Origin of the sequence: Sphingomonas faeni (assembly GCF_040407565.1) — a bacterium.
In the GTDB taxonomy this organism is placed as follows: Bacteria; Pseudomonadota; Alphaproteobacteria; order Sphingomonadales; family Sphingomonadaceae; genus Sphingomonas; species Sphingomonas faeni_F.
This window is the reverse complement of sequence record NZ_JAPZPR010000001.1, coordinates 397,421-419,413: the sequence shown is the minus strand read 5'-3', so window position 1 is coordinate 419,413 and position 21,993 is coordinate 397,421. Positions and strand designations below refer to the sequence as shown.

Genomic DNA, 21,993 nt, shown 5'->3' with positions numbered 1-21,993 from the left:
ATATGGCTACCCACATGACACCCGGCGTTTTGCCGGTCGACGACATCCGCCACCCAAAGACGGCGACCCGCATTTCCTGGGGCGCGATCTTCGCGGGCGTCGTGCTCGCGATTGCGGTTCAGCTGGTGCTCGGCATCCTCGGCACCGGCATCGGCCTCAGCCTGGTCGATCCGGTCGAGGGAACGACGCCCGGTGCGGCAGGATTCGGCATCGGTGCCGGGATTTACTGGATCATCACCACCGTCATCGCGCTCGGCGCAGGCGGCTATGCCGCGGCACGCGTTGCCGGCGTGCATGACCGGTTCGACGGGCTTGTCCATGGTCTGGTGGTATGGGGCGTCACGCTGATCCTCACGCTGTACCTGCTCACCTCCGCGGTCGGCGGCATCATCGGCGGCGCCTTCCGTACCGTCGGGTCGGTGGCCAGCGCAGCCGGTACCGGCATCGGTGCAGCGGCACCCAAGGTTGCGGACGTCGCCAATGTCGATGTCGGCGATGTGCGCCAGGAAGCCTCCGCCTATCTGTCGGACGCGCCGTCGGATCCCGCCCAGATGACGCCCGAGCAGGCTCAGAAGGAAATCGCCAAGGAATTGCCCGCGCTTGCTCGCGGTGGCCAGGACGGCGCCCGTGCTGAAAGCCGCATCGTCGATATCGTCGCGGCCCAGCGCAAGATCAGCCGTCCCGAGGCACAGGCCCAGGTGACCCGTGCCAAGGCGCAGTTCGTCGAGACCAAGAACAAGACGATCGCGACCGCGAAGTCGGCTGCCGATTCGGCTGCTGGTGCCGCTGCCGGAACGTCGTTCATGGTGGTCATCGCGTTGCTGATCGGTGCTGCAGCAGCAGGCTTCGGCGCCACCGCCGCCACCCGCCGCCGGGTCTGATCCTCGGACAGCGACCCGCACAGCGAACCGCCGGTCTGCCGACGATAGCGAACTCCACCGGACGGTCACAGACCGCCCGGTGGACTCCGGCCATTATTCCAGGCTGCCCCCCCACCCCGGTTCGCATGCTTCGAGCCCGTACGGTGCAGCATACCCTATCGAGAAGACGACGATGACCGACTCCCAGGACAACCGTCAGGATAATCGAGAGCCGCTGCGTACGGCGATCGAGCAGGCTTTGCGCGTGGCCGACAAACTGGGCGATCAACTCGTCGCCGCGCTGTTGTCGCATGCACTGGACGCAGTCGATCGGCCGCTTGCCAACTGCTCCTCAGAACAGCCGCTTTAACAATCCGACGTTGGTCTTGCCGAGTTCGATCACCTCGTCGCCGCGACCGCTTATGATCGCCTTCGCCATGTAGAGCGTGAAGCCCTTCATCTGCTCGAGCGTGATCTTCGGCGGCATCGACAATTCGGTCCGCGCCGTGACCGCATCGAGCAGCGCCGGCCCCGGATGCGCCAGCACCTCTCGTACGCCTGCCTCGACATCGCCCGGATCGGTGACCCGCACGCCGTGCAACCCGATCGCCCGCGCCATTGCGGCGAAATCGGGATTGTCGAGCGCGACGCCCGTCTCGATCAGGCCCGCCGCCTTCATCTCCATCTCGACGAAGCCGAGCGTGCCGTTGTTGAAGACGATGATCTTCACCGGCAGGCCCAATTGGCGCACCGTCAGCAATTCGCCCATCAACATCGCCAGCCCGCCATCGCCCGACAGCGTCACCACCTGCCGCGCGGGATAAGCGGACTGCACGCCGATCGCCTGCGGCAACGCGTTGGCCATCGATCCGTGGTTGAACGACCCGATCAACCGACGGCGACCGTTCATCGCCAGATAGCGCGCGGCCCAGACGGTCGGCGTCCCGACGTCGCAAGCGAACACCGCATCGTCGTCCGCCAGTTCGCTGACGACCCGCGCGACATGCTGCGGATGGATCACGCCACTGCCTGGCGTACCCTGCGCGAGATCGTCGAGCCCCTTGCGCGCCTCCGCATAATTCTCGCGCGCGGATTTCAGGAACGCGCCGTCGCGTCCACCGATCAGCCGAGGAGTGAGCACCGCGAGCGTCGCGCCGACGTCACCGACCAGGCCGATATCGATCGCCGTCCGCCGCCCGAGATTTTCGGGAATCAGGTCGATCTGCGCGACCTTCGCCTTTTCGGGGTAGAATTGCCGGTAGGGGAAATCGGTGCCGAGCATCAGCAGCACGTCGCACGCCATCATCGCGTCATAGCCGCTGGAAAAGCCGATCAGTCCGGTCATGCCGACGTCATAGGGATTGTCGTATTCGACGAACTCCTTGCCGCCGAGCGCATGGACGATCGGCGCCTGCAGGACTTCGGCGAGGCGGACCAGTTCGGCATGCGCGGTCCGGCACCCTCTCCCGGCAAGTATCGTCACCTTGCCCGCGCCGTTGAGCAGCGCGGCGAGCGAATCGATATCCGCATCCGCCGGGATCGTCACCGGCGACGGCGGCAGCAGCGCGGCCGCCGATCGCGCGCGCTGGCCGGTGGTGGTGCGCAACGCCACGTCACCGGGCATCGCCACGACGGAAACGCCGCGGTGACCGACCGCCGCCCGGATCGCGGTGTCGAGCGTCCGCGGCATCTGATCGGCATCCGAGATCGTCTCGCAATACACGCTGCATTCGCGGAACAGCGCCTCGGGTCGCGTTTCCTGGAAATAGTTCGAGCCCACCTCGCCGCTCGGCACCTGCGCGGCGATCGCCAGCACCGGCACGCGCGTGCGGTGGCAGTCGTACAGCCCATTGATCAGGTGCATGTTGCCCGGACCACACGACCCCGCACAGACCGCCAGCTTGCCGGTCAGTTGCGCCTCCGCACCCGCGGCGAACGCCGCCGCCTCCTCGTTTCGGACATGTACCCATTCGATCTTGCCCTGCCGGCGCAGGCTGTCGGTCAGCCCGTTGAGGCTGTCGCCGACGACCCCGTAGATCCGCTCGACACCCGCTAGGTGCAGCGTTTCGGCGAACAGGTCGGCGATGGTGGTCTTGGACATGAGGCGGCTCCGAATGGCGTTGGTCGATCCCTCGACGAGCAAGGTACGGGACGCAAACGCCTTGCCGTCAGGTCGGGATGCATGATTTGCAGCCACGGATCGGGCTTTCGCCTAGCCGGGCGGTCGGGCGTCGCCATCGACACGCAGCTGCAAAGCGCGCATTCCGCGCCGGCATGCAACATCGAACCGCGCTTTCAGACACGCCTTGCGCGGTATCACGATGCCGCTGGGCACAGTCCGATCCGCTGCTCGCCGCCTATCATGACGTGGAATGGGGCGTGCCGGAGCGAGACTCGCGGGCGCTTTGGGAAAAGCTGATGCTCGACGGGTTCCAGGCCGGGCTCGCCTGGATCACGATCCTGCGCAAGCGCGATGCGTTTCGCACGGCATTCGCAGGGTTCGAGCCGGAGACGGTCGCACGGTTCGGCGCCTCCGAGGTGACTGCAATGCTCGACAACGCCGGCATCGTGCGGTCGCGTGCCAAGATCGAGGCGACGATCGGCAATGCCCGCGCCTATCTGGCGATGCGTGACGCCGGCGAGGATTTCGCCGATTTCGCCTGGGGCTTCGTCGACGACACGACGATCGTCGGCGACGGCAGGAAACACCTGACCCGCTCGCCCGCATCCGAAGCGCTATCGGCAGCGCTCAAGCGACGCGGGTTCAAGTTCGTCGGCCCGGTGATCGTCTATGCCTGGATGCAGGCGTGCGGACTGGTCGACGACCACGAGACCCTCTGCTTCAAGCGGGCTGACGCGGACACCGATCCGAAACCGCATGGTCCTCGATACTGATCGACGTTGTGACGATCTCCAGGACATTTCCGTGAGGACATCGCGTTGACGGGTGCCACCAAAGGCATGCGGAGAGAGATGAAAATGGCCGTTAAATTTGCAGGAACGATGAACGCGATCAATCGCGGCATCGATGCGACCAAGCCCGCCAAGGGTGCGAACATGGTCGAGGACTGGGAAGCGGCATTGGCTGAAATCGATACGCCGGGTGCGAAGGGCATCCTTCGCGACCTCGGATCGCTGCGCAAGCAACTCGAGCGCGACGAACCCGATGCGGACCGGGTCCATGCCCTGCTCCACCGCCTCGGCACGGCGACGACCAAGATCGCGGACAAGGCCGACACGTCGCAAGACAAGCTGAAGGCACTGGGCGAGGCACTCACCGAAGCTGGCGAGGATGCGCCGGACGAGGAAGAGGATGTCGCTGCTGCCGCCAGCCCGAAGCGCGCGCGTAAGAAGACCTGAATGAAAAACGGACCGGCGATCATGAGATTGCCGGTCCGTTTTATCAGTAGGTTACGAAAGGATCAGCCGGTGACGGCTTCCGCCTCCGGGTTGACCTTCGACGTAGCCATCGCGGTCAGCTTGTCGTCGGTCGCATATTCCTCGTCGAGCGTTTCCTTCAGGATCGCCGCGATCTCGCTGCGACCGAGCTGGTTCGCCCAGGCGATCAGCGTGCCGTAGCGGGTGATCTCGTAATGCTCGACCGCCTGCGCCGACGCGATCAGCGCCGCGTCGAGCACCGCCTTGTCGGCGATCTCGCCGGCGACCTCGTTGGCTTCCTTGATGATGCCGTCGATCGCCGGGCAGGTGACTGCCTTGGCCTTCTCGCCCAGCAATTCGAAGATGCGCTCGAGCCGAACGATCTGCCCTTCGGTTTCACGCAGGTGCGTCTCGAAGCCCGCCTTCAACGCAGGCGCAGTCGCCTTGTCGGTCATCTTCGGCAGCGCCTTGGTGATCTGGTGCTCTGCATAATACACGTCCTGCAACTGGTGCAGGAAAAGGTCTTCGAACGTCGCGATATCCTTGGAAAACAAGCCCATGATAGTCCTCGCATAGCTGGTAGCCGCGAAGCGAACTGCTCCGGCGACGAGGAAACGTCCCGGCCTGGGCGGAAGTTTCGTTGCGCGACCTTGCGGATAACGGTGCGGTGCGAAAGGATGCCAGGCGAACGGATCGGATCGATCGGCCCGCAGAGGCCGGGTCCGATCGATGGCAGAGAGGATATCGGCATGAGCGATGCGCCGCTGACGGGACTCCGCGTGATCGAGATCGCCGGGATCGGCCCCGGTCCGTTCTGCGGCATGATGCTGGCGGATCACGGCGCGGACGTCATCCGGATCGAGCGACCAGGGCCGCAGCAGCGGATTCCCCCGTCGCGCGATCCACTACTGCGCTCGCGTCGCACGATCGCGCTGGACCTGAAACAGCCGCTGGCGATCGCTGCGGTGCGCCGGATCGCCCAGAGCTGCGACGGCCTGATCGAGGGGTTTCGCCCGGGCGTCATGGAACGGCTCGGGCTTGGACCCGACGAGCTGCTGCGCGACAATCCCCGCCTAGTCTACGGCCGGATGACCGGGTGGGGACAGACCGGTCCACTGGCCGACACGCCCGGCCATGACATCAACTACATCGCGATTTCGGGCGCGCTCCATGCCTTTGGCCGGGCCGGCGAGAAACCGACTCCGCCGATCAACATGGTCGGCGATTTTGGCGGCGGCGGGATGATGCTCGCGTTCGGGATGGTCTGCGCGCTGCTGCACGCGCAGCGCACCGGCGAAGGACAGGTCGTCGACGCGGCGATGAGCGACGGGTCGGCGACCTTGATGAGTATGATCTGGGGCTTTCGCGGCAACGGCCTGTGGAATGCCGAGCGGGGCGGCAACATGCTCGATACCGGCGCGCACTACTACGACACCTACGAAACGGCGGACGGCAAGTGGATCTCGCTCGGGGCGATCGAGCCGCAGTTCTACGCTACGCTTCGTCGCATCATGGCGCTCGACGAGGCCTGCTGGGATGCGCAGCACGATCCCGCGGCATGGCCGGCACTGAAGACGGCGCTGGAGGCAAAATTCCGGACGCAGACACGTGACGCCTGGGTCGCGGCATTCGCAGGCCAGGAGGTCTGCTTCGCACCGGTACTCGATTTCGACGAGGCGGTCGCAAATCCGCACAACGCGGATCGGGGCGTGTTCCTCGACGTAGGCGGAGTTGTTCAACCCGGACCTGCTCCGCGCTACTCCGCAAGCGCGACCGTGGCCCCGTTCGTTTCCGACCACGCCGTACTCGGCGATCTCGGCTTCGACGCCGACGAGATCGCAGCGCTGGGCCTGTGAGGGACCTGTAGGCCGACCACGTTGCCGGGACCGACGATGAACCGTCGATCCCGGAGCCTCGAGAATCAGCCCTTCAGCTTGGCCGCCGTCTCGGCGATCCGCTTGCCCTGGTAGCGCGCACCGTCGAGTTCCTCCTTGCTCGGCTGCCGGCTGCCGTCACCGTCCGACAAGGTCGACGCGCCGTACGGGGTGCCGCCCTTGACCGCATCAAGGCCCATCTGCGCCTGGTAGCCATAGTCGAGCCCGACGATCGTCATCCCGTGATGCAGCAGGTTGGTGATGATCGAGAACAACGTCGTTTCCTGACCGCCATGCTGGCTGGCGGTCGAGGTGAACGCACCGCCGACCTTGCCGATCAGCGCGCCCGAGAACCATTGGCCGCCGGTCGTATCCCAGAACTGCGCCATCTGCGCGGGCATCCGGCCGAAGCGGGTCGGCGCACCGACGATGATCGCGTCATACTGCTCGAGCGCGGCGGGGCCTTCGATCTCGGCGTGCGCGGTGTCGGTCTTGAAGTGCGCGGCCTCGATCACCGCCTGCGGGGCGGTTTCTGCGACGCGACGAATGTCCACCTCGGCCCCACCGGCGCGCGCGCCCTCGGCGACGGCATCCGCCATCTGCTCGATATGGCCGTAGGACGAGTAATAGAGCACGAGAACCTTGGTCATATGTGTTTCCTTTAAGTTCCCCTCCCGCTTGCGGGAGGGGTTAGGGGAGGGCAGTTCCGGGCGGGATCGCGGGAGGAAGCCCCTCCCCCGACCCCTGCCGCAAGCGGGAAGGGTGTCTTACTCCGAGTCTACCAGAACGATCTCGGCGTCCTCTTGAGCCGTGATCGTCACCGTCTGGCCGCCCAGCAGCGCCGCTCCGTCGCGCGCACCGAAGGCGTCGTCGCCGATCGTGATCGCACCGGTCGCCGGCACCAGATACACGTGCCGCCCCTCGCCGACCGCATAGTCGACGCTGTCGCCCGCCTTGAGCGTCGCCGCCAGCACCCGCGCATTCGCCCGGATCGGCAACGCATCGCCGTCGCCCTCGAACCCGCTCGCCAGCGTCACGAACTGCCCCGAACGCTCGCCCTTAGGAAACGGCTTGGCACCCCAGCTCGGCGCGCCGCCCTTGCGCGACGGCTCGATCCAGATCTGGAAGATCGTCGTCGTCTCCGCCTCAAGGTTATACTCGGCATGCCGCACGCCGGTCCCCGCGCTCATCACCTGCACGTCGCCAGCCTCGGTACGACCCTTGTTGCCGAGCGAGTCCTGGTGCGTGATCGCACCGCTGCGGACATAGGTGATGATCTCCATGTCCTGATGCGGATGCGGCGGGAACCCTGAGTTGGCAGCGATCTGGTCGTCGTTCCACACGCGGATCGCGCCCCAGCCCATCCGGGCCGGATCGTAATAGCTCGCGAACGAGAAATGATGCCGCGCATTCAGCCAGCCATGATCGGCATGGCCAAGGGTGTCGAAGGGGCGGCGTTCGACTTTCGAAAGGGTCGTGGTCGTCATGATAGGTCTCCACTGGTTGAACCCAAGATAGGCGTTGCGATTACGCCGTAAATAGAAACGCTGGAAACCGATCGTTTCGGTGGCTAACATACTCCTTCTTACCCCCCTCCCTGAAAGGGAGGGGTTGGGGGTGGGTCGGCCGCTTGGCGAACGCATCATTCCCTCGATAGCGACCCACCCCCAGCCCCTCCCTTCCAGGGAGGGGGGAAGACCTGGAGACCCACATGCGCCTGCCCGATCTCGAAGCCTGGGCGATCTTCGCCAGTGTCGTCGAGCACCGCTCGTTCAGCGCCGCCGCCGACGCAGTCGGGCTCAGCAAGGCGACCGTCTCCAAGGCGATCACCCGCCTCGAAGCGCATCTCGGCCAGTCGCTCTTCCACCGCACCTCGCGCCGCCTCGCGCTTACCGAAGCCGGCAAGCCGCTCGCCGAGCACGCCGCGCGTATCCTCGCCGAAGCCCGCGCCGCCGAAGAATCCGCGCACGACGCCGCCAGCGCGCATACCGGCCGCGTCCGCCTCGCCGCCCCGATGAGCTTCGGCGTCACCAACGTCGCGCCGATCCTCGCCGAGTTCCTCGTCGCGCACCCGGGTATCGAGGTCGATTTCCACCTGTCCGACGCGCGCGTCGACATCGTCGCGGAAGGGTTCGACGTCGCGCTGCGGATCGCCGAGCTGCCCGACAGCTCGCTCCGTGCCCGCCGCCTGTGCAGCATCCAGGCGCACACCGTCGCCGCACCGAGCTACCTCGCCAAACACGGCACCCCGACGCACCCGGCACAGCTCGGCGAGCACCAGTTGGTCGGTTATTCGAACGTCGTCGGCCCGTGGCGCTTCCACGGCCCCGGCGGCGCCGATGTCTCGGTCCGCCTGCAAGGCCAGCTCACTGCCAACAGCGGCGAGGCGATCGTCCCCGCGCTGATCGCCGGGCTCGGCATCGCGCGCCTGCCCGACTTCATCGTCGACCGGCATATCGCGTCCGGCGAGCTCGTCATCATCCTGGAGGACTGGGCGCCCGCGAAGATCGGGCTCCATCTCCTCACCCCGCCGAGCCCCCTCCGCCCGGCGCGCGTCGAGGCCCTGATAGACTTCCTCGCCGCACGCCTCCGCGATCCGAACGCAGGGCAAGCCTGACGCGGCGACCTTGCGCAAAACCGGGTCGGATGCCATGTAAGAGGCTGGATAGACGCTCGAGTTTGCACCCCAGCGCGATCCCAACGACACCCGATACCGGGATGAGGACTTTGAGCAGCGGCCGCGCTCAGTCGGTAGTATGTGTATCGATTTTACGTAATTTCCGCGTGGCTGACCCGATAATCCGGTCATGGATTCTCGTCGTCTTCGGCCTGTGTCGGGACAGCGGACCATGCCGAAACGAAAAGGCATGACCATGCGGCCAGACGCTAACGACACGATCTCCCCAGAAACCAAGACCGGCGTGACCCGCCGCAACCTGCTCGGCTCGGCGATCGTCGCCGGCGGTGCAGCCGCGCTGCCGATCGCGCACGCCGACGCCGCGACCACCACGCGGACCGTCGACGTCCTGCTGATCGGCGGCGGCATCATGAGCGCGACGCTCGCCGTCCTGTTGCGCGAGCTCGAGCCGACCTGGACGATCGAGATGGTCGAACGCCTCGACAAGGTCGCGGACGAGAGCTCCAACGGCTGGAACAACGCCGGCACCGGCCACTCCGCGCTGTGCGAACTCAACTACACGCCGGTCAACAAGGCCGACGGCAAGGTCGAGATCGCCAAGGCGGTCGAGATCAACGAGCAGTTCCAGGTCACGCGCCAGTTCCTCAGCCACCAGGTCGATACCGGCATCCTCGCCAACCCGCGCTCGTTCATCAATTCCACGCCGCACATGAATCTGGTGTGGGGCGATGCCAACGTCGCCTTCCTGCAAAAGCGCCACGCCGCGCTCCAGGCGAGCCCGCTCTTCTCGGGGATGGAATTCACCACCGACCCTAAGCAGATCTCGCAGTGGGTGCCGGTGATGATGGAAGGCCGCGCGCCCGGCACGAAACTCGCCGCGACACGCTCGCCGCTCGGCACCGATTGCGACTGGGGCGAAGTCACGCGCCAGTACATCGCCTCGCTCGCCAAGCAGGACAATTTCACGCTGACCACGGGCCATGAGGTCCGCTCGCTCGAACGCGAGACGATCGGCGGCAAGAAGGCACGCTGGCGCGTCACCGCGCGCGACATGAAGACCGACGAGAAGCAGGTCATCAAGGCGCGCTTCGTATTCGCGGGTGCCGGCGGCGGCGCGCTGCCGATCCTCCAGAAGTCCGGCATCCCCGAGGCCGAGGACTATGCCGGCTTCCCGGTCGGCGGCTCGTTCCTCGTCGCGGACAAGCCCGCAATCACCCACCGCCATCTTGCGAAGGTCTACGGCAAGGCGGCGGTCGGCTCGCCGCCGATGTCCGTGCCGCATCTCGACACGCGCTTCCTCGACGGCAAGCAGGCGCTGTTGTTCGGCCCGTTCGCGACTTTCTCGACCAAGTTCCTCAAGGAAGGCTCGTATTTCGATCTTCCGGCGTCGGTCACGCTCGACAATTTCCGGCCGATGCTCGCGGTCGGCTGGGACGATTTCGACCTCGTCGAATATCTCGCGGGCCAGCTCATCATGTCGGACAGCGACCGGATGGATGCCCTGCGCGAGTATTTCCCGGGTGCGAAGGACGGCGACTGGCGCCTGTGGCAGGCTGGTCAGCGCGTCCAGATCATCAAGCGCGATCCCGGAAAGGGCGGCGTGCTGCGCCTCGGCACCGAGATCGTCGCGTCGAAGGACGGCTCGATCGCCGCGCTGCTCGGCGCTTCGCCGGGTGCCTCGACCGCGCCGTCGATCATGCTCAACCTGCTGAAGAAGGTGTTCCCGAACCACCTCGCCACCGCCGGCTGGCAGGCGAAGATCCGCGAGATCGTGCCGACCTACGGCGTGATGCTCAACGAGACCCCCGACGTCCTCGCAGAGCATTGGGCCTCGACCGCGGACACGCTGCAACTTGCGGTGCCTTCGCCGACGATCAAGGTGTCGGCCGGGGCGAGCCCTGCGGCGATGCGCGTCAAGCCGGACCGGAGCCCCGACCTGGCACTGTGAGGACGGCAACCGACCGACACTCTCCGGGCGGCGTCGTACGGTGCGGCTCGCACGGACCTCAATACGGCGCCAGTCCGACGCCGAAGTCTCGCGCTTGCCCAGGCCCCGGGGTCGATACTGCGATCCGGCATAGCCCGGGCGCGAACCTCGTCCAGGGACAATGAATTGTAAGGAAGAGAAGCAGTTAATCGGAATCCGGGCGATCGCTCCACCCACGCTTAAATCGAAATTAACCTTTTGCCTTCAGATGTTGTGTGGTTAATGAATCGAAGTCGAGCTGCTGGCATGGGGTGCCGAGTGGTCTCGCGAACAGGGGACGACGCATGCGGGTGCTGCTGATCGAGGACGAGCCGACGACGGCCAAGGCTATCGAGCTGATGCTGACGACCGAAGGGTTCAACGTCTATATCACCGATCTCGGGGAAGAAGGCCTCGATCTGGGCAAGCTGTATGATTACGACATCATTCTGCTCGATCTGAACCTTCCCGACATGCACGGCTACGACGTGCTCAAGCGCCTGCGGGTCGCGCGCGTGTCGACGCCGGTGCTGATCCTGTCGGGCGTCAACGAGATGGACTCCAAGGTGCGCAGCTTCGGGTTCGGCGCGGACGATTACGTCACCAAGCCGTTCCACCGCGAGGAACTGGTCGCGCGCATCCACGCCGTCGTCCGCCGTTCGAAAGGCCACAGCCAGTCGGTCATCCGCACCGGCAAGCTGGCGGTCAATCTCGACGCGAAGACGGTCGAAGTCGATGGCAGCCGGGTCCATCTGACCGGCAAGGAATATGCGATGCTGGAGCTGTTGTCGCTCCGCAAGGGCACCACCTTGACCAAGGAAATGTTCCTCAACCACCTCTACGGCGGGATGGACGAGCCCGAATTGAAGATCATCGACGTGTTCATCTGCAAGCTCCGCAAGAAGCTCAGCCTGGCATGCGATGGCGAGAATTACATCGAGACCGTCTGGGGTCGCGGCTATGTGCTGCGCGAACCTGACGAGGTGCTCGAAGCCCAGGTCGCGTAACTCCCCTGTATTTTTCGGGAGCATGAAGGCCGCGGTACCGGGGGGTGCCGCGGTCTTTCTTGTGCGTGGGAGGTTTTATCCTCCCCCGCCAGGGGGAGGTGGCTGGCGCTTGCCAGTCGGAGGGGGAGGACACGGAACAGATGTGGCGCCGGCCTCCCCCTCCGTCACCTTCGGTGCCACCTCCCCCTTGCGGGGGAGGATCAAAGATCGGACCTACTTCTTCCGCCGCCAGCGCCGGAACAGCCCGCGCTTGCTGAGCGACTCGAACATCTCCTCCGGCCCTTCCGGATCAAGCACCTCGTTGTCTGCGAGCCATTCCTCGACCGAAGTCAGATCGGGAACCTCGTAGGGCTGGACCGTCTTTCCCTCTCCGCGCAGCCGCTCGAAGGTCGCAATCAGCGATCCCGTCTCGGCGATCAGATCGGTCACGACCGAGACCTCGACCCCCAGATGCTCGGCGATCAGCCCATCCCGGATCGCGGCTATACCCCGCGACGTCGCCTCATCGTTTGCGCGGATTGCAAGATCGCATTCGGTGTCGAGCCGGAGCGAGCGGTTGTTCATGTTCGACGAGCCAAGCCGGAACACGTCGTCGTCGGCGATCAGGATCTTCGCGTGGCAGTAGATCGCCTCGCCGCGCTTGGTGAACGGATGATACATGCGCAGCCGCTGGTGTTTGTCACGCCGGTGCAGCGCCTCCATCAGCCGCGCACGTGCGGTATCCATCGCAATCGGCTCGAGCCAGCCCTGCGCCGTCGTCGGGTTGATGATGACGATCTCGGGACCGTCCGCCTCGTCGAGCCGCTTGGCGATGGCCTCGGCGATCCTGCGCGAGGCGAAATACTGGCTCTCGATATACAGGTGTTTCTTCACGCGCGCGATCTGGCCGAGGAACAGTGCCTCGCTCTCATGCACGGGGACCTGATCGGGCATTTCGGGCTCGCTGCGCGCGATCGCGACGTCGACGTCGCGGAAATCGACGTCAAGCCCCTCGGGCCAGAATTTGCCCCCCGGTTCGCCCGCCGCCAGCTTCATCCCGCCCGCCAGATGCCACCGGCGGCGGAACAGCTCGCCCAGCGCGTGCGCGACGGGCCCCTGCACCGCGCTGATCGCGTCGTGCCACGGCTTGTACGGCTTGCCCGATGGCTGGACCCGGTGCGGCTCGTCGTCGCGGTGCTCGCGCGTATCCCAGCGGTCGCCGGTCATGTCGATCCCGCCGCAGAACGCCAGCGCATCATCGATGATGACGATCTTCTGGTGATGCGACGCCGCGGTCGGATGATGCCCGTCGAGCTTGGTGTGAATACGCTTGTGCCGCATCCATTTCATCATCGTGATGATCGTCGAACCGCGGAACAGCGACTTGATCGCGCCGGTATCCCAGCGCAGCACGAAGATCTCCAGGCCCGGCTCGCGCTCGACCAGCCACAGCATGAACTCACCGAGCGTCTTGGGCTCGCCGGGCCGGTCGACGCCGGGTTCGAGTTGGATGCGCGCGTCGAAGTCCCAGCCGATCAGCAGGATACGACGCTTGGCGCCCATCATCGCAACGCGCGCGGTCCGGAAATAGTCCGCGGCATCGACGATCACCGCCATCTGCTCGGCGCGCTCGACCTTCCAGCATTCCGTCCCGACCTGCATTCGCGTCCCTTCGTTTGCCCAACGCTACAGGGGTTTGCCCGTCGGCAGTATGCGCGGACACGCATTTGGTTGCGCCCGCGCCCTGTATCGTCGCCCTCGCCACGCCTATCTAACGCGTAAATGGTCGCCCCTCCTACCCAGCCGCCCGCCCAGCGCAAGGTGATCCATGTCGACATGGACGCCTTCTATGCGTCGGTCGAGCAGCGAGACGACCCCTCGTTGAAGGGAAAACCCGTCGCCGTCGGCGGGTCGCGGGCGCGTGGCGTGGTGGCGGCGGCGAGCTATGAGGCGCGCGCGTTCGGGGTACGCAGCGCGATGCCGTCGGTCACCGCGATCCGCCGCTGTCCCGACCTCGTCTTCGTGCCGCCGCGGTTCGACGTGTACCGCGAAGTCTCCGACCGGATCCGCGCGATCTTCGCCGACTACACCGATCTGATCGAGCCGCTGTCGCTCGACGAAGCGTATCTCGACGTCACCGAGGACATTCGCGGCCTCGGCACCGCGTCGGCGATCGCCGAGGAAATCCGCGCGCGGATCAAGGCGGATACCGGGCTGACCGCGTCGGCCGGGGTCAGCTACAACAAGTTCATCGCCAAGCTCGCCTCGGACCAGAACAAGCCCGACGGGATCTGCATCATCACGCCAAGGCGCGGTGCGGCGTTCGTCCAGTCGCTGCCGGTCAAGCGCTTCCACGGTGTCGGACCGGTGACCGCGCAGAAGATGGAGCGGCTCGGCATCCTCACCGGCGCGGACCTGTTCGAGCGGAGCCTCGCCTTCCTCCAGGCCAATTTCGGCAGCTATGCGGACTATCTCTACGGCGCGGCGCGCGGGATCGATCATCGTCCGGTAAGGGTCAACCGCGCCGCCAAGTCGGTCGGCGCGGAGCGGACGTTCGAGACCAATCTCTCTGCCGCGGAAGATCTGCGCGCAGCGCTGCACCGGGTCGCGGACGCGGCGTGGGTGCGGATCGAGCGGCACGGCACGCGCGGCCGGACGGTGACGCTGAAGCTGCGCCACGCCGATTTCCGGACGATCACGCGCGCGCGCTCGTCTCAGGCGGCGGTGACGGACAAGGCGGCGTTCCTGGCGGCCGGCCTGGAGTTGCTGATGATGCAGTTGCCGGTACCCGACGGGGTGCGGTTGCTGGGTCTGACGCTTTCGGGGATCATGGGCGACGACGACGAGGTTCAGCCGAGCCTGTTGTGAAAGCGGCGACGCGCGTTGCTAGGCCGCTTGCGCCACCCCGGCGTCGCAGGCATCCAGCGTCAGGATCGCGACCGCGCCGAGCCCCGGTCCGTCGCTCTCCACCCGTAGCGTGCCATTCATCGCGTTGACCGAATTCGCGCACCAATGCAGCCCCAATCCGCCCGACTTGTGCGTGCGCGTGGAGAAGCCGCGCTGGAACAGCGTAGTGCCGACATCGGCGGCAAAGCCTTCGCCGTCGTCGCGGATCGCGATCGTCACACGCCCGTCGCCCTGCGTGATCGCCGCCGAGATCGATCCCGTTCCCAGCCCGCGCGCGGCAATCGATTCCACCGCATTGCCGAACAGATTGCCGATCACCTGGCTCAGGATCACGCGGCTGCCGAGTACATAGACCGACCCGGCGGGGAAGCTGAACGCGATCGACGCGCCTTGCGCATAACGGACGATCGTCGCGTTGCGGGCGATGATGTCGGTGACGTCGCACACGTCGAGCCGAGGTCGCTCGTGCGCGGCTTGCTGCTGCCGGCCGATGATTTCCAGCACGTGCGCCATCGCCTCGCGACCGATGGTGAGCTCGTCGCGCATCGCCGCCCGGCTAGCCGCTTCGGCCGCGACCGAGGCGGTGACGAAGGCAGTGAGTTTCAGCCGGCGCATGTCCGGCAGGTCGCTGCGCGCGAGTTCGCGGATCGCACGGTCGAGCGCGATGCGGTCGATCGGCGGCGCCTGCGCGATTCCCTGGCTGAGGATCGTGCTGATCGGGTTCAGCGCGTTGCGGACGTTGTGCATGACTGCGACCGCGCTCTCGCTGCGCCCGAGATCGAACGACTGGACCTCGATCTGTTCGCGCAGATCCTGCAACTGCCGCAGCATCGCGTTGAAGCTGCGGCCAAGCGAGCCGATTTCGTCGCGCCGGCCATCCTCCTCGAGCAGCGCGAGCGAGCCAGAGGCACGGACCCGCTGCATCTGGCGTTCGACGCGGTGCAGCGGGCCCAGCACGAGGCGCGCGATCATTCGCCGCAACGCGATCAGGACGAGCAGCAGCAGCACCGTCGAACCCGCCACCGCGAACATGAGCATGCGGCGACCGAGCAGCGACACCTCGCGCGGTACGGTGACCCGGGTCGTCGCGACCGCATGGCCATCCGCCCCGATCATCGGCACCGCGATCGTCATCTGCGTCGCGGTGGAGGTCACCGTCTGGGTGTCGCCGTCCGCTGCGACGTCGACCCGAGCGTCGAGCCCGAGCATATCGGACACCCGCTGCGAGGTGATGACACGCGCGAGCAGCACGTAGCCACGCGGACTGCCGGTCCCGTCGGATCGACGAACCTGCGCGATGCCGATCGCGGCGACGCTGTCACCCAAGCGAGCATAGAAATGTCGCGACCGACGATCGGCCAACACGCGGGTCGGATCGATCCGGCCGATCGTCGCGAGCAGCCGCTGGCGCTTGGCGGCATTCTCCAGACCATTCACCGGATCGCTCCAGCGGGCAATCACTACGCGCCCCTGCGGCGTGACGTAGGCGATGCCGTCGACGCCGATATTCGCCATCGCGGACGAGGAGACGCTCGCGCGTTCGAACCGGGAGTCGGGATGCGCCATGTACGCATAGCTGTCGTTCCAGTCGCCGTAATCGCGCACGGTGCCGGCGATCTTGTCCGCATAGTCGGCCAGAACCTGGCGGGTGCGATCGACATGGCCCGCGATCGCCTTGTCCTCCAGCTTGGTGAAGCTGGGCGTGATGATCGCGGCGAGCAGGAGCGAGATCGCAATCGCCGCGACGATGCCGACCGCGGTCATGATCAGTATCAACTTTGCTCCCAGCGACGCCGAGCTTCGCATCCGCCCCCATCGTCGCGCGAGGCTGGCAGGCAGCGCGATCACCCCCGGACCCCGAGCCCCAGTCGCCCGAGCGGCGCGGAATCTCCGGCAATATCGTCCTTGCCGTCCAGGATGCCGGCACGCGCCATGTCGAGCGCGATGTCGGCGGTCACCGGCCGCGAGAAGAAATAGCCCTGGAGATGACTGGCGCCGGCAAGACGCAGCGCCTGGACCTGTGCCTCCGTCTCGACCCCCTCGGCGATCACGCCCAGCCCGAGCGCGCGGCCCAGGTGGATGATCGAGTGGACGATCGCCGCGCTCTCGCGCTCGCGCCCCATGCCGTCGATGAACGAGCGGTCGATCTTCAGGCAGTCGAGCGCGAACTTGCGGATATTGTAGAGGCTCGAATAGCCCGTCCCGAAATCATCGAGCGCGATCCGGAAACCCATCTGGCGCAACTTGTAAAGCGTATCCGCCGCCCGCTCGGCATCGTCGAAGATCGCGGTTTCGGTGATCTCGATCTGCACGCGCGCAGGCTCGATCCCGGCGCGCTGGACGCTCTGCATGATATGACCGACGAAGTTGTGACGGCGAAACTGGCGCGGCGAGAAATTCACCGAGACATATTGTCCGGGCCATTGTTTCAACACCTCGAGCGCCTCGCGCAGCACCCAGTCGCCGAGTTCGTGGATGAGGTTCGATTCCTCCGCGATCGGGATGAAGGTCGCCGGACTCATCAGCCCGTATTCCTGCGTGTTCCAGCGGACCAGCGCCTCGAACCCGACCACATCGATCGCATCGCGCGAGACGATCGGCTGATAGACCAGGCTGAGTTCGCCCTTCGCGATCGCCTGGCTGAGGCCCCCCTCGACCCGCCGGCGGAACCGGATCCCTTCGTCCATGCTCTCGTCGAAGACACGAACGATGCCCCGGCCGCCGCGCTTGGCGTCGTTGAGCGCCAGATCGGAACGCCGCAGCACGTCGACCGGGTCGTATCCCCGCCCCCCTTCGGTGACCACCAGCCCCGCGGACGCACCGCCCTGTACCGAATTGCCGAACACCTGGACGCTGACCGAACAGGCCACGACGATCCGGTCGCAGGCCATCACCGCGGCGGCCTCGCTCTCGGCATCGAACATGATCCCGAATTCGTCGCCACCGAGTCGCGCGACCAGCGCATCGTCGGGTGCCGAGCGGTGAAGAATCGCGCAGACTTCGCGGATCAGCGCGTCGCCTGCCAGATGACCAAGCGTGTCGTTGACCAGCTTGAACCGATCGAGGTCGACCATGACGGTCGCGAACAGCCCCCCTACGCGCGTGCGTTCGGCGAGCGCACGCAGGAATGCGAGCCGGTTGGGCGCATCGGTCAGCGAATCGTGCGTGGCGATGTGGATCGCGCGGCTTTCGTTCGCGGCCAGCTCGGCGGCCTGCTCGCCGAGCTGGACGACCTGCGCCGCGAGCGTATCGCGCACGGCAACCAGTTCGCGATCGACCTGCCAGCGCCGAACGAGCGCGGAGGCGATTTGCGTGATCTCGGCGACCTCGAACGGCTTGGCGATGTAGAAGATCTTGTCGACAGGCCCGGCGACCTTGCCGATCTCGACCGGCGAGAAATCGGAAAAGCCGGTGACGATGACGAGATTGATCTCCGGATCGAGCGCGCGGATACGCTTCGCGGTTTCGCGGCCATCGAGACCGGGCGGCATACGAACATCGATGAACGCCACGGCGAACGGATCACCGTCCACCTGCGACCGCGCGACCGCCGCCACCGCGTCCAGCCCCTGATCGACATAGGTCAGATCGAACTCGGGGCGATCGTCGATCTCGGCTAGCCTGGTGCCGAACAGTTCCGCCGCCATCGCATCCAGCGCGTCGCCACTGCCCGAACGCTGCCGGGCAAAGCTGCGCCGGTAGCTGTCGTGCATCGCCGGCTCGTCATCCACGATGAGAATACGCATCCGATACCGCTCCCTGTAGGCGACAGCATCCGCGGTTCGTGCGGGTGCGCTGCATTGCCGTTCGCTGTCGGTATCGAGCGGTAACCGGACGCCGTTAAGACGGCGTAAATGACGTTTCGAGCTGGTGTCCCAAGGCCTGCGCGCCCAGCACGATCGCACCGAGCGGGCCGGCATTGTTGCCGAGCGCGGGCGGGACGATGAAGGTGTCGGTCAACGCTACTTCGGGTAGCGTGATATACCCGCCGAGGCTGCGCGTCATCGCCGCCCGCACGCGCGGGAACAGGTGCGACGCCCCCATCACGCCGCCGCCCATGACGATCCGGCGCGGGATCCCGGTCAGCACCAAAGTGTGGCACAATTGGCCGAGCGCATCGGCGACGCCGTCCCATACCGGATGGTCGGCCGGCGCCTCGTCGGCGGGATGGCCGATCCGCGCGGCGATCGCGGGGCCCGCCACGAGGCCCTCGATGCAGGCGCCGTGGAACGGACAGTTGCCGACCCATTCGTCGCCGTGGAAACGTGCCGGGCGGATATGGCCGAGTTCGGAATGCGTCAGCCCGTCGACCGGACGGTTGTTCGCAATCATGCCGGCACCCACGCCAGTCCCGACGGTGACATAGGCGATGTCGGGCAACCCCTTGGCCGCGCCCCAGCGCGCCTCCGCGAGCGCGGCGCCGACGACGTCGCTATGAAACCCGGTCGGCACGCCGTAGCGGCGCTGGAGCCGGCCAGCGATGTCGGTGCCTGCCCAGCCGGGCTTGGGCGTCGTGGTGATGTGACCATAATCGTGCGAATGACGATCGATCGAGACCGGCCCGAAGCTGGCGATGCCGATCGCGACGAACCCGCTCCACCGATCCAGCACCGCCTCGATCGCCGCCAGCGTCTCTTCGGGACGCGTCGTGGGAATCCGCACGGTTTCCTCGATCTGGTCGGGTCCGCGCGCCAGGATGCAGATGCATTTCGTTCCGCCAAGCTCGATGCCTGCCACGAGCGGTGCTTCCGTCATCCTCAACTCCCAATTTGCTTTCCGAATTCCTCCCCCGCTTCCCTTGCCGATGCCGATCCGTCAAGGGCCGCGCGCGGAAGGGAGTGATCCCCGATCACGGTGAACGATGATTTCGCATTTGGCCGATCGTCGTCGCTGTGCGTTATGGTGGCTCTGGTACGGCGAGACTCGACCCGAACGGTCGGGCATCGCTCGCCCCCTGCAGATCACTCAAGCGGATAGGATAGTCCCATGGCCAAGAAACCCGCAAAGCTTCCCAAGGCGCTCAGCGCGACCGACGTATCGGTCGAGGCACAGCCGCAGTACAAGGTCGAGTACCGCGAAATCCAGCCGTTCGGCACGCTCAAGCGTCTGCCGATCGCGCTGGAGGACAACGCCCGCGCGCAGAGCGTCAGCATCCTCAATCAGGTGCTCGCGGACACGATGACGATCCGCGACATGTACAAGAAGCATCACTGGCAGATGTCGGGTGCGACCTTCTATCAACTGCACCTTCTGCTCGACAAGCATTACGAGGAGCAGGCCGCGCTCGTCGATCTTATCGCCGAGCGGATCATGGCGCTCGGCGGCATCTCGATCGCGATGGCGCACGACGTCGCCGAGATGACGACGATCCCCCGCCCGCCAAAGGGTCGCGAGGACGTTCCGACGCAGCTCGCCCGCCTGCTCGAGGCGCACGAGATCATCCTGCGCCAGGCGCATGAGGGCGCCGAAGCCGCCGATGAATCGGGCGACGACGGCACCAACGATCTGCTGGTAAGCAACATCGTCCGCACGCACGAGCCACAGGTGTGGTTCCTCGCCGAGCATCTTGCGGAAACCGAACTGGTCCGCAGCGACAAGTAACGAAAAAGGCCCGCTCCCCTTCCGGGGGCGGGCCTTTCGCTATCCTGCAGTTGCGCAGACCGGGTCAGCGGGTCGCGTTGTACTTCAACTGGTCGTCGGTAAGCTGGAAGCCGACCAACGCCTCGAAGCTCGCGCGCAGCACGGCCTGCCGTACTTCAGGCGTGCTCAACGGATCGACCGCCGCGTCCTGATCGCCGGCCTTGCGCTTGCGGGTCAGCTTCTCGCGAACATCGTCGGGCAGCGTCGCTGCCGAGCGTGTCACCGTCGACGATGCGGTGCCCGATGCGGTGGCCAGCGCCTGGCCTGCATCGAAATGCAGTGCGATCCGACCGACGCGCTTGGCGACGACGGCGCTGCCACCGCGAACCACGGTCATGAAATACGGCAGCGTCACGTCGCGCGGCCCCTCGGTGCGGCTGCGGCGCGCGCGCACGTCGAAGGTGATATTGGTGAGGACCTGATCGGTCGCGTCGGCGCAGGTCGAGCGGACGTTGGTCATCAGCGCGACGACGTCGATCGCCGACTGGTCGCGGCTGGTGATTGGATCGAACAGCGTGATGTCGCCGGTCGCGGCAGGGATCGCGACGGGCGGGCAGACCGAGCGGACTGCGGAGATGCCGCCGGTCGCGTCGACTTCGCCCTTGCCGGCGCACCCGCCCAAGAGGATCGCAACTGCCGAAACGGCGAGGATGGGGGCTTTCACGGCGACGCTTACCTTCTCGAACGAGCGAAAGGGCCACCGCATGTCGCAAGCGGCCCCTGTCGCCGCGCACCATAGGAACCGGCTATCGTCCAGGCAAGCAATCGCGTAGAGGCAGGCGCATCATGAGCCCAATCGACAAGCCGCCGCTCGAACTGCTGATCGCAGCACCCCGAGGCTTTTGCGCCGGCGTGGACCGCGCCATCCGGATCGTCGAACTGGCGATCGAGAAGCATGGCGCGCCGGTCTATGTCCGCCACGAGATCGTCCACAACAAGTTCGTCGTCGACACGCTGAAGGCGCAGGGCGCGGTGTTCGTCGAGGAGCTGGACGAAGTGCCAGACGGCGCCCCGGTCGTATTCTCCGCGCACGGCGTACCCAAGTCGGTGCCGCTCGACGCGCAAAATCGCGGGCTCGAGTATCTCGACGCGACCTGTCCGCTGGTGTCGAAAGTGCACCGCCAAGCCGAGCGCCTGGTCGGCGCGGGCCGGCATATCGTGTTCATCGGTCATGCCGGGCATCCCGAGGTGATCGGCACGTTCGGGCAGGTGCCGGAAGGCGCGATGTCGCTGATCGAAACGGTCGAGGATGCCGAGGTCTTCGCCCCCGCCGATCCGAGCAACCTCGCCTTCCTGACGCAGACGACGCTGTCGGTGGACGACACCGCCGCCGTCGTCGCGACGTTGCAGCGACGCTTTCCCCAGATGCTGCCGCCGCGCGGCGAGGACATCTGCTACGCGACGTCGAACCGCCAGACCGCGGTCAAGGCGATCGCGCACAGCTGCGATGCGATGCTGGTGATCGGTGCGCCGAACTCGTCCAACTCCGTCCGGCTGGTCGAGGTCGCCGAGCGCGAGGGGACGCCGGCGATGCTGATCCAGCGGGCGAGCGAACTCGACTGGGACTTCCTGACAGGCGTCGGCACGCTGGGGATCACCGCTGGCGCCTCCGCCCCCGAACTGCTGGTCCGTGAACTGGTCGACCGGCTGTCCGAGCGCTTCACGGTGTCGGAGCGCGAGGTCGAGACGAACCGCGAGACGATCGCGTTCAAACTGCCCCGCGGGCTGGAGGCCGCCGCTTAGC

Annotated in this window: 20 protein-coding genes; 11 read left to right on the top strand and 9 right to left on the bottom strand. The window is 66.2% G+C overall.

The genetic code is table 11. From position 1 onward, the window contains the following. The first annotated feature begins 2 nt into the window (after nucleotides 1–2). Together O6Y00_RS01725 and O6Y00_RS01720 are read left to right on the top strand one after the other, a co-directional pair. Nucleotides 3–881 (top strand): hypothetical protein, encoded by an 879-nt coding sequence (locus O6Y00_RS01725; RefSeq protein WP_353440929.1) that lies wholly within the window; start codon nucleotides 3–5, stop codon nucleotides 879–881. 172 nt (nucleotides 882–1,053) lie between these two features. After that, entirely contained in the window at nucleotides 1,054–1,230 is a 177-nt protein-coding gene (locus tag O6Y00_RS01720) for a hypothetical protein (RefSeq protein ID WP_353440928.1), read from the top strand. Here the strand turns inward: O6Y00_RS01720 and poxB are convergent. Then, nucleotides 1,213–2,961 carry a ubiquinone-dependent pyruvate dehydrogenase gene (poxB, locus tag O6Y00_RS01715; protein WP_353440927.1) on the bottom strand — a complete coding sequence of 583 codons (1,749 nt, stop codon included), beginning with the start codon at nucleotides 2,959–2,961 and terminating at the stop codon, nucleotides 1,213–1,215. The two genes, O6Y00_RS01720 and poxB, sit on opposite strands and share 18 nt — an antisense overlap. A gap of 173 nt (nucleotides 2,962–3,134) precedes the next feature. Here poxB and O6Y00_RS01710 point away from each other — a divergent pair, with 173 nt between their 5' ends. Together O6Y00_RS01710 and O6Y00_RS01705 are read left to right on the top strand one after the other, a co-directional pair. Then, entirely contained in the window at nucleotides 3,135–3,755 is a 621-nt protein-coding gene (locus tag O6Y00_RS01710) for a DNA-3-methyladenine glycosylase I (RefSeq protein WP_353440926.1), read from the top strand. 84 nt (nucleotides 3,756–3,839) lie between these two features. Next, nucleotides 3,840–4,220 (top strand): hypothetical protein, encoded by a 381-nt coding sequence (locus tag O6Y00_RS01705; RefSeq protein WP_353440925.1) that lies wholly within the window; start codon nucleotides 3,840–3,842, stop codon nucleotides 4,218–4,220. Nucleotides 4,221–4,282: 62 nt separating this feature from the next. Here O6Y00_RS01705 and O6Y00_RS01700 read toward each other — a convergent pair whose 3' ends face one another. Next, entirely contained in the window at nucleotides 4,283–4,798 is a 516-nt protein-coding gene (locus O6Y00_RS01700; protein WP_353440924.1) for a ferritin-like domain-containing protein, read from the bottom strand. Between the two features lie 189 nt (nucleotides 4,799–4,987). On the opposite strand from O6Y00_RS01700, the gene O6Y00_RS01695 reads away from it, so the two are divergent. Beyond that, the gene (locus tag O6Y00_RS01695) at nucleotides 4,988–6,094 is read left to right on the top strand and encodes a CaiB/BaiF CoA transferase family protein (protein WP_353440923.1); all 1,107 of its coding nucleotides are present in this window, start codon (nucleotides 4,988–4,990) and stop codon (nucleotides 6,092–6,094) included. A 65-nt stretch (nucleotides 6,095–6,159) separates the two neighbouring features. On the opposite strand, the gene wrbA is transcribed toward O6Y00_RS01695, so the two are convergent. Further along, complete coding sequence (gene wrbA, locus O6Y00_RS01690) at nucleotides 6,160–6,762, bottom strand: NAD(P)H:quinone oxidoreductase (RefSeq protein WP_353440922.1); 603 nt, start codon at nucleotides 6,760–6,762, stop codon at nucleotides 6,160–6,162. A gap of 117 nt (nucleotides 6,763–6,879) precedes the next feature. Then, nucleotides 6,880–7,599 carry a pirin family protein gene (locus O6Y00_RS01685; RefSeq protein ID WP_353440921.1) on the bottom strand — a complete coding sequence of 240 codons (720 nt, stop codon included), beginning with the start codon at nucleotides 7,597–7,599 and terminating at the stop codon, nucleotides 6,880–6,882. Between the two features lie 224 nt (nucleotides 7,600–7,823). Between O6Y00_RS01685 and O6Y00_RS01680 the strand changes: the two genes are divergently transcribed. From O6Y00_RS01680 to ctrA, 3 genes are all read left to right on the top strand, one after another. Then, nucleotides 7,824–8,729, top strand: coding sequence for a LysR family transcriptional regulator (locus tag O6Y00_RS01680; RefSeq protein ID WP_353440920.1), 906 nt, complete (start codon nucleotides 7,824–7,826; stop codon nucleotides 8,727–8,729). A gap of 250 nt (nucleotides 8,730–8,979) precedes the next feature. After that, entirely contained in the window at nucleotides 8,980–10,698 is a 1,719-nt protein-coding gene (gene mqo / locus O6Y00_RS01675; RefSeq protein WP_353440919.1) for a malate dehydrogenase (quinone), read from the top strand. Between the two features lie 323 nt (nucleotides 10,699–11,021). Next, on the top strand, nucleotides 11,022–11,723 hold the full coding sequence (gene ctrA, locus O6Y00_RS01670; protein WP_055872989.1) for a response regulator transcription factor CtrA: 702 nt from the start codon (nucleotides 11,022–11,024) through the stop codon (nucleotides 11,721–11,723). A 213-nt stretch (nucleotides 11,724–11,936) separates the two neighbouring features. Here the strand turns inward: ctrA and O6Y00_RS01665 are convergent, their stop codons facing one another. Continuing rightward, nucleotides 11,937–13,364 carry a phospholipase D-like domain-containing protein gene (locus O6Y00_RS01665; RefSeq protein WP_353440918.1) on the bottom strand — a complete coding sequence of 476 codons (1,428 nt, stop codon included), beginning with the start codon at nucleotides 13,362–13,364 and terminating at the stop codon, nucleotides 11,937–11,939. Nucleotides 13,365–13,484: 120 nt separating this feature from the next. Between O6Y00_RS01665 and dinB the strand changes: the two genes are divergently transcribed. Continuing rightward, the gene (gene dinB / locus O6Y00_RS01660) at nucleotides 13,485–14,570 is read left to right on the top strand and encodes a DNA polymerase IV (RefSeq protein WP_353440917.1); all 1,086 of its coding nucleotides are present in this window, start codon (nucleotides 13,485–13,487) and stop codon (nucleotides 14,568–14,570) included. Nucleotides 14,571–14,588: 18 nt separating this feature from the next. Here dinB and O6Y00_RS01655 read toward each other — a convergent pair whose 3' ends face one another. The 3 genes from O6Y00_RS01655 to O6Y00_RS01645 form a co-directional block, all read right to left on the bottom strand. After that, entirely contained in the window at nucleotides 14,589–16,385 is a 1,797-nt protein-coding gene (locus tag O6Y00_RS01655) for a CHASE4 domain-containing protein (protein WP_353440916.1), read from the bottom strand. 68 nt (nucleotides 16,386–16,453) lie between these two features. Beyond that, complete coding sequence (locus tag O6Y00_RS01650; RefSeq protein WP_353440915.1) at nucleotides 16,454–18,355, bottom strand: putative bifunctional diguanylate cyclase/phosphodiesterase; 1,902 nt, start codon at nucleotides 18,353–18,355, stop codon at nucleotides 16,454–16,456. Nucleotides 18,356–18,449: 94 nt separating this feature from the next. Then, entirely contained in the window at nucleotides 18,450–19,364 is a 915-nt protein-coding gene (locus O6Y00_RS01645) for an ROK family protein (protein WP_353440914.1), read from the bottom strand. Nucleotides 19,365–19,595: 231 nt separating this feature from the next. Between O6Y00_RS01645 and O6Y00_RS01640 the strand changes: the two genes are divergently transcribed. Beyond that, the gene (locus tag O6Y00_RS01640) at nucleotides 19,596–20,210 is read left to right on the top strand and encodes a Dps family protein (protein WP_353440913.1); all 615 of its coding nucleotides are present in this window, start codon (nucleotides 19,596–19,598) and stop codon (nucleotides 20,208–20,210) included. A gap of 64 nt (nucleotides 20,211–20,274) precedes the next feature. On the opposite strand, the gene O6Y00_RS01635 is transcribed toward O6Y00_RS01640, so the two are convergent. Beyond that, on the bottom strand, nucleotides 20,275–20,877 hold the full coding sequence (locus O6Y00_RS01635) for a hypothetical protein (RefSeq protein WP_435368583.1): 603 nt from the start codon (nucleotides 20,875–20,877) through the stop codon (nucleotides 20,275–20,277). Between the two features lie 158 nt (nucleotides 20,878–21,035). Here O6Y00_RS01635 and ispH point away from each other — a divergent pair, with 158 nt between their 5' ends. Beyond that, complete coding sequence (gene ispH / locus O6Y00_RS01630; RefSeq protein WP_353440911.1) at nucleotides 21,036–21,992, top strand: 4-hydroxy-3-methylbut-2-enyl diphosphate reductase; 957 nt, start codon at nucleotides 21,036–21,038, stop codon at nucleotides 21,990–21,992. Nucleotide 21,993 lies beyond the last annotated feature (1 nt).

Excerpts from the sequence above, each read along its gene's own strand:
- O6Y00_RS01725 (WP_353440929.1), top strand. The coding sequence starts at position 3 with ATGGCTACCCACATGACACCCGGCGTTTTGCCGGTCGACGACATCCGC.
- O6Y00_RS01720 (WP_353440928.1), top strand. The coding sequence starts at position 1,054 with ATGACCGACTCCCAGGACAACCGTCAGGATAATCGAGAGCCGCTGCGT.
- poxB (WP_353440927.1), bottom strand. The coding sequence starts at position 2,961 with ATGTCCAAGACCACCATCGCCGACCTGTTCGCCGAAACGCTGCACCTA.
- O6Y00_RS01710 (WP_353440926.1), top strand. The coding sequence starts at position 3,135 with ATGCAACATCGAACCGCGCTTTCAGACACGCCTTGCGCGGTATCACGA.
- O6Y00_RS01705 (WP_353440925.1), top strand. The coding sequence starts at position 3,840 with ATGGCCGTTAAATTTGCAGGAACGATGAACGCGATCAATCGCGGCATC.
- O6Y00_RS01700 (WP_353440924.1), bottom strand. The coding sequence starts at position 4,798 with ATGGGCTTGTTTTCCAAGGATATCGCGACGTTCGAAGACCTTTTCCTG.
- O6Y00_RS01695 (WP_353440923.1), top strand. The coding sequence starts at position 4,988 with ATGAGCGATGCGCCGCTGACGGGACTCCGCGTGATCGAGATCGCCGGG.
- wrbA (WP_353440922.1), bottom strand. The coding sequence starts at position 6,762 with ATGACCAAGGTTCTCGTGCTCTATTACTCGTCCTACGGCCATATCGAG.
- O6Y00_RS01685 (WP_353440921.1), bottom strand. The coding sequence starts at position 7,599 with ATGACGACCACGACCCTTTCGAAAGTCGAACGCCGCCCCTTCGACACC.
- O6Y00_RS01680 (WP_353440920.1), top strand. The coding sequence starts at position 7,824 with ATGCGCCTGCCCGATCTCGAAGCCTGGGCGATCTTCGCCAGTGTCGTC.
- mqo (WP_353440919.1), top strand. The coding sequence starts at position 8,980 with ATGACCATGCGGCCAGACGCTAACGACACGATCTCCCCAGAAACCAAG.
- ctrA (WP_055872989.1), top strand. The coding sequence starts at position 11,022 with ATGCGGGTGCTGCTGATCGAGGACGAGCCGACGACGGCCAAGGCTATC.
- O6Y00_RS01665 (WP_353440918.1), bottom strand. The coding sequence starts at position 13,364 with ATGCAGGTCGGGACGGAATGCTGGAAGGTCGAGCGCGCCGAGCAGATG.
- dinB (WP_353440917.1), top strand. The coding sequence starts at position 13,485 with ATGGTCGCCCCTCCTACCCAGCCGCCCGCCCAGCGCAAGGTGATCCAT.
- O6Y00_RS01650 (WP_353440915.1), bottom strand. The coding sequence starts at position 18,355 with ATGCGTATTCTCATCGTGGATGACGAGCCGGCGATGCACGACAGCTAC.
- O6Y00_RS01645 (WP_353440914.1), bottom strand. The coding sequence starts at position 19,364 with ATGACGGAAGCACCGCTCGTGGCAGGCATCGAGCTTGGCGGAACGAAA.
- O6Y00_RS01640 (WP_353440913.1), top strand. The coding sequence starts at position 19,596 with ATGGCCAAGAAACCCGCAAAGCTTCCCAAGGCGCTCAGCGCGACCGAC.
- ispH (WP_353440911.1), top strand. The coding sequence starts at position 21,036 with ATGAGCCCAATCGACAAGCCGCCGCTCGAACTGCTGATCGCAGCACCC.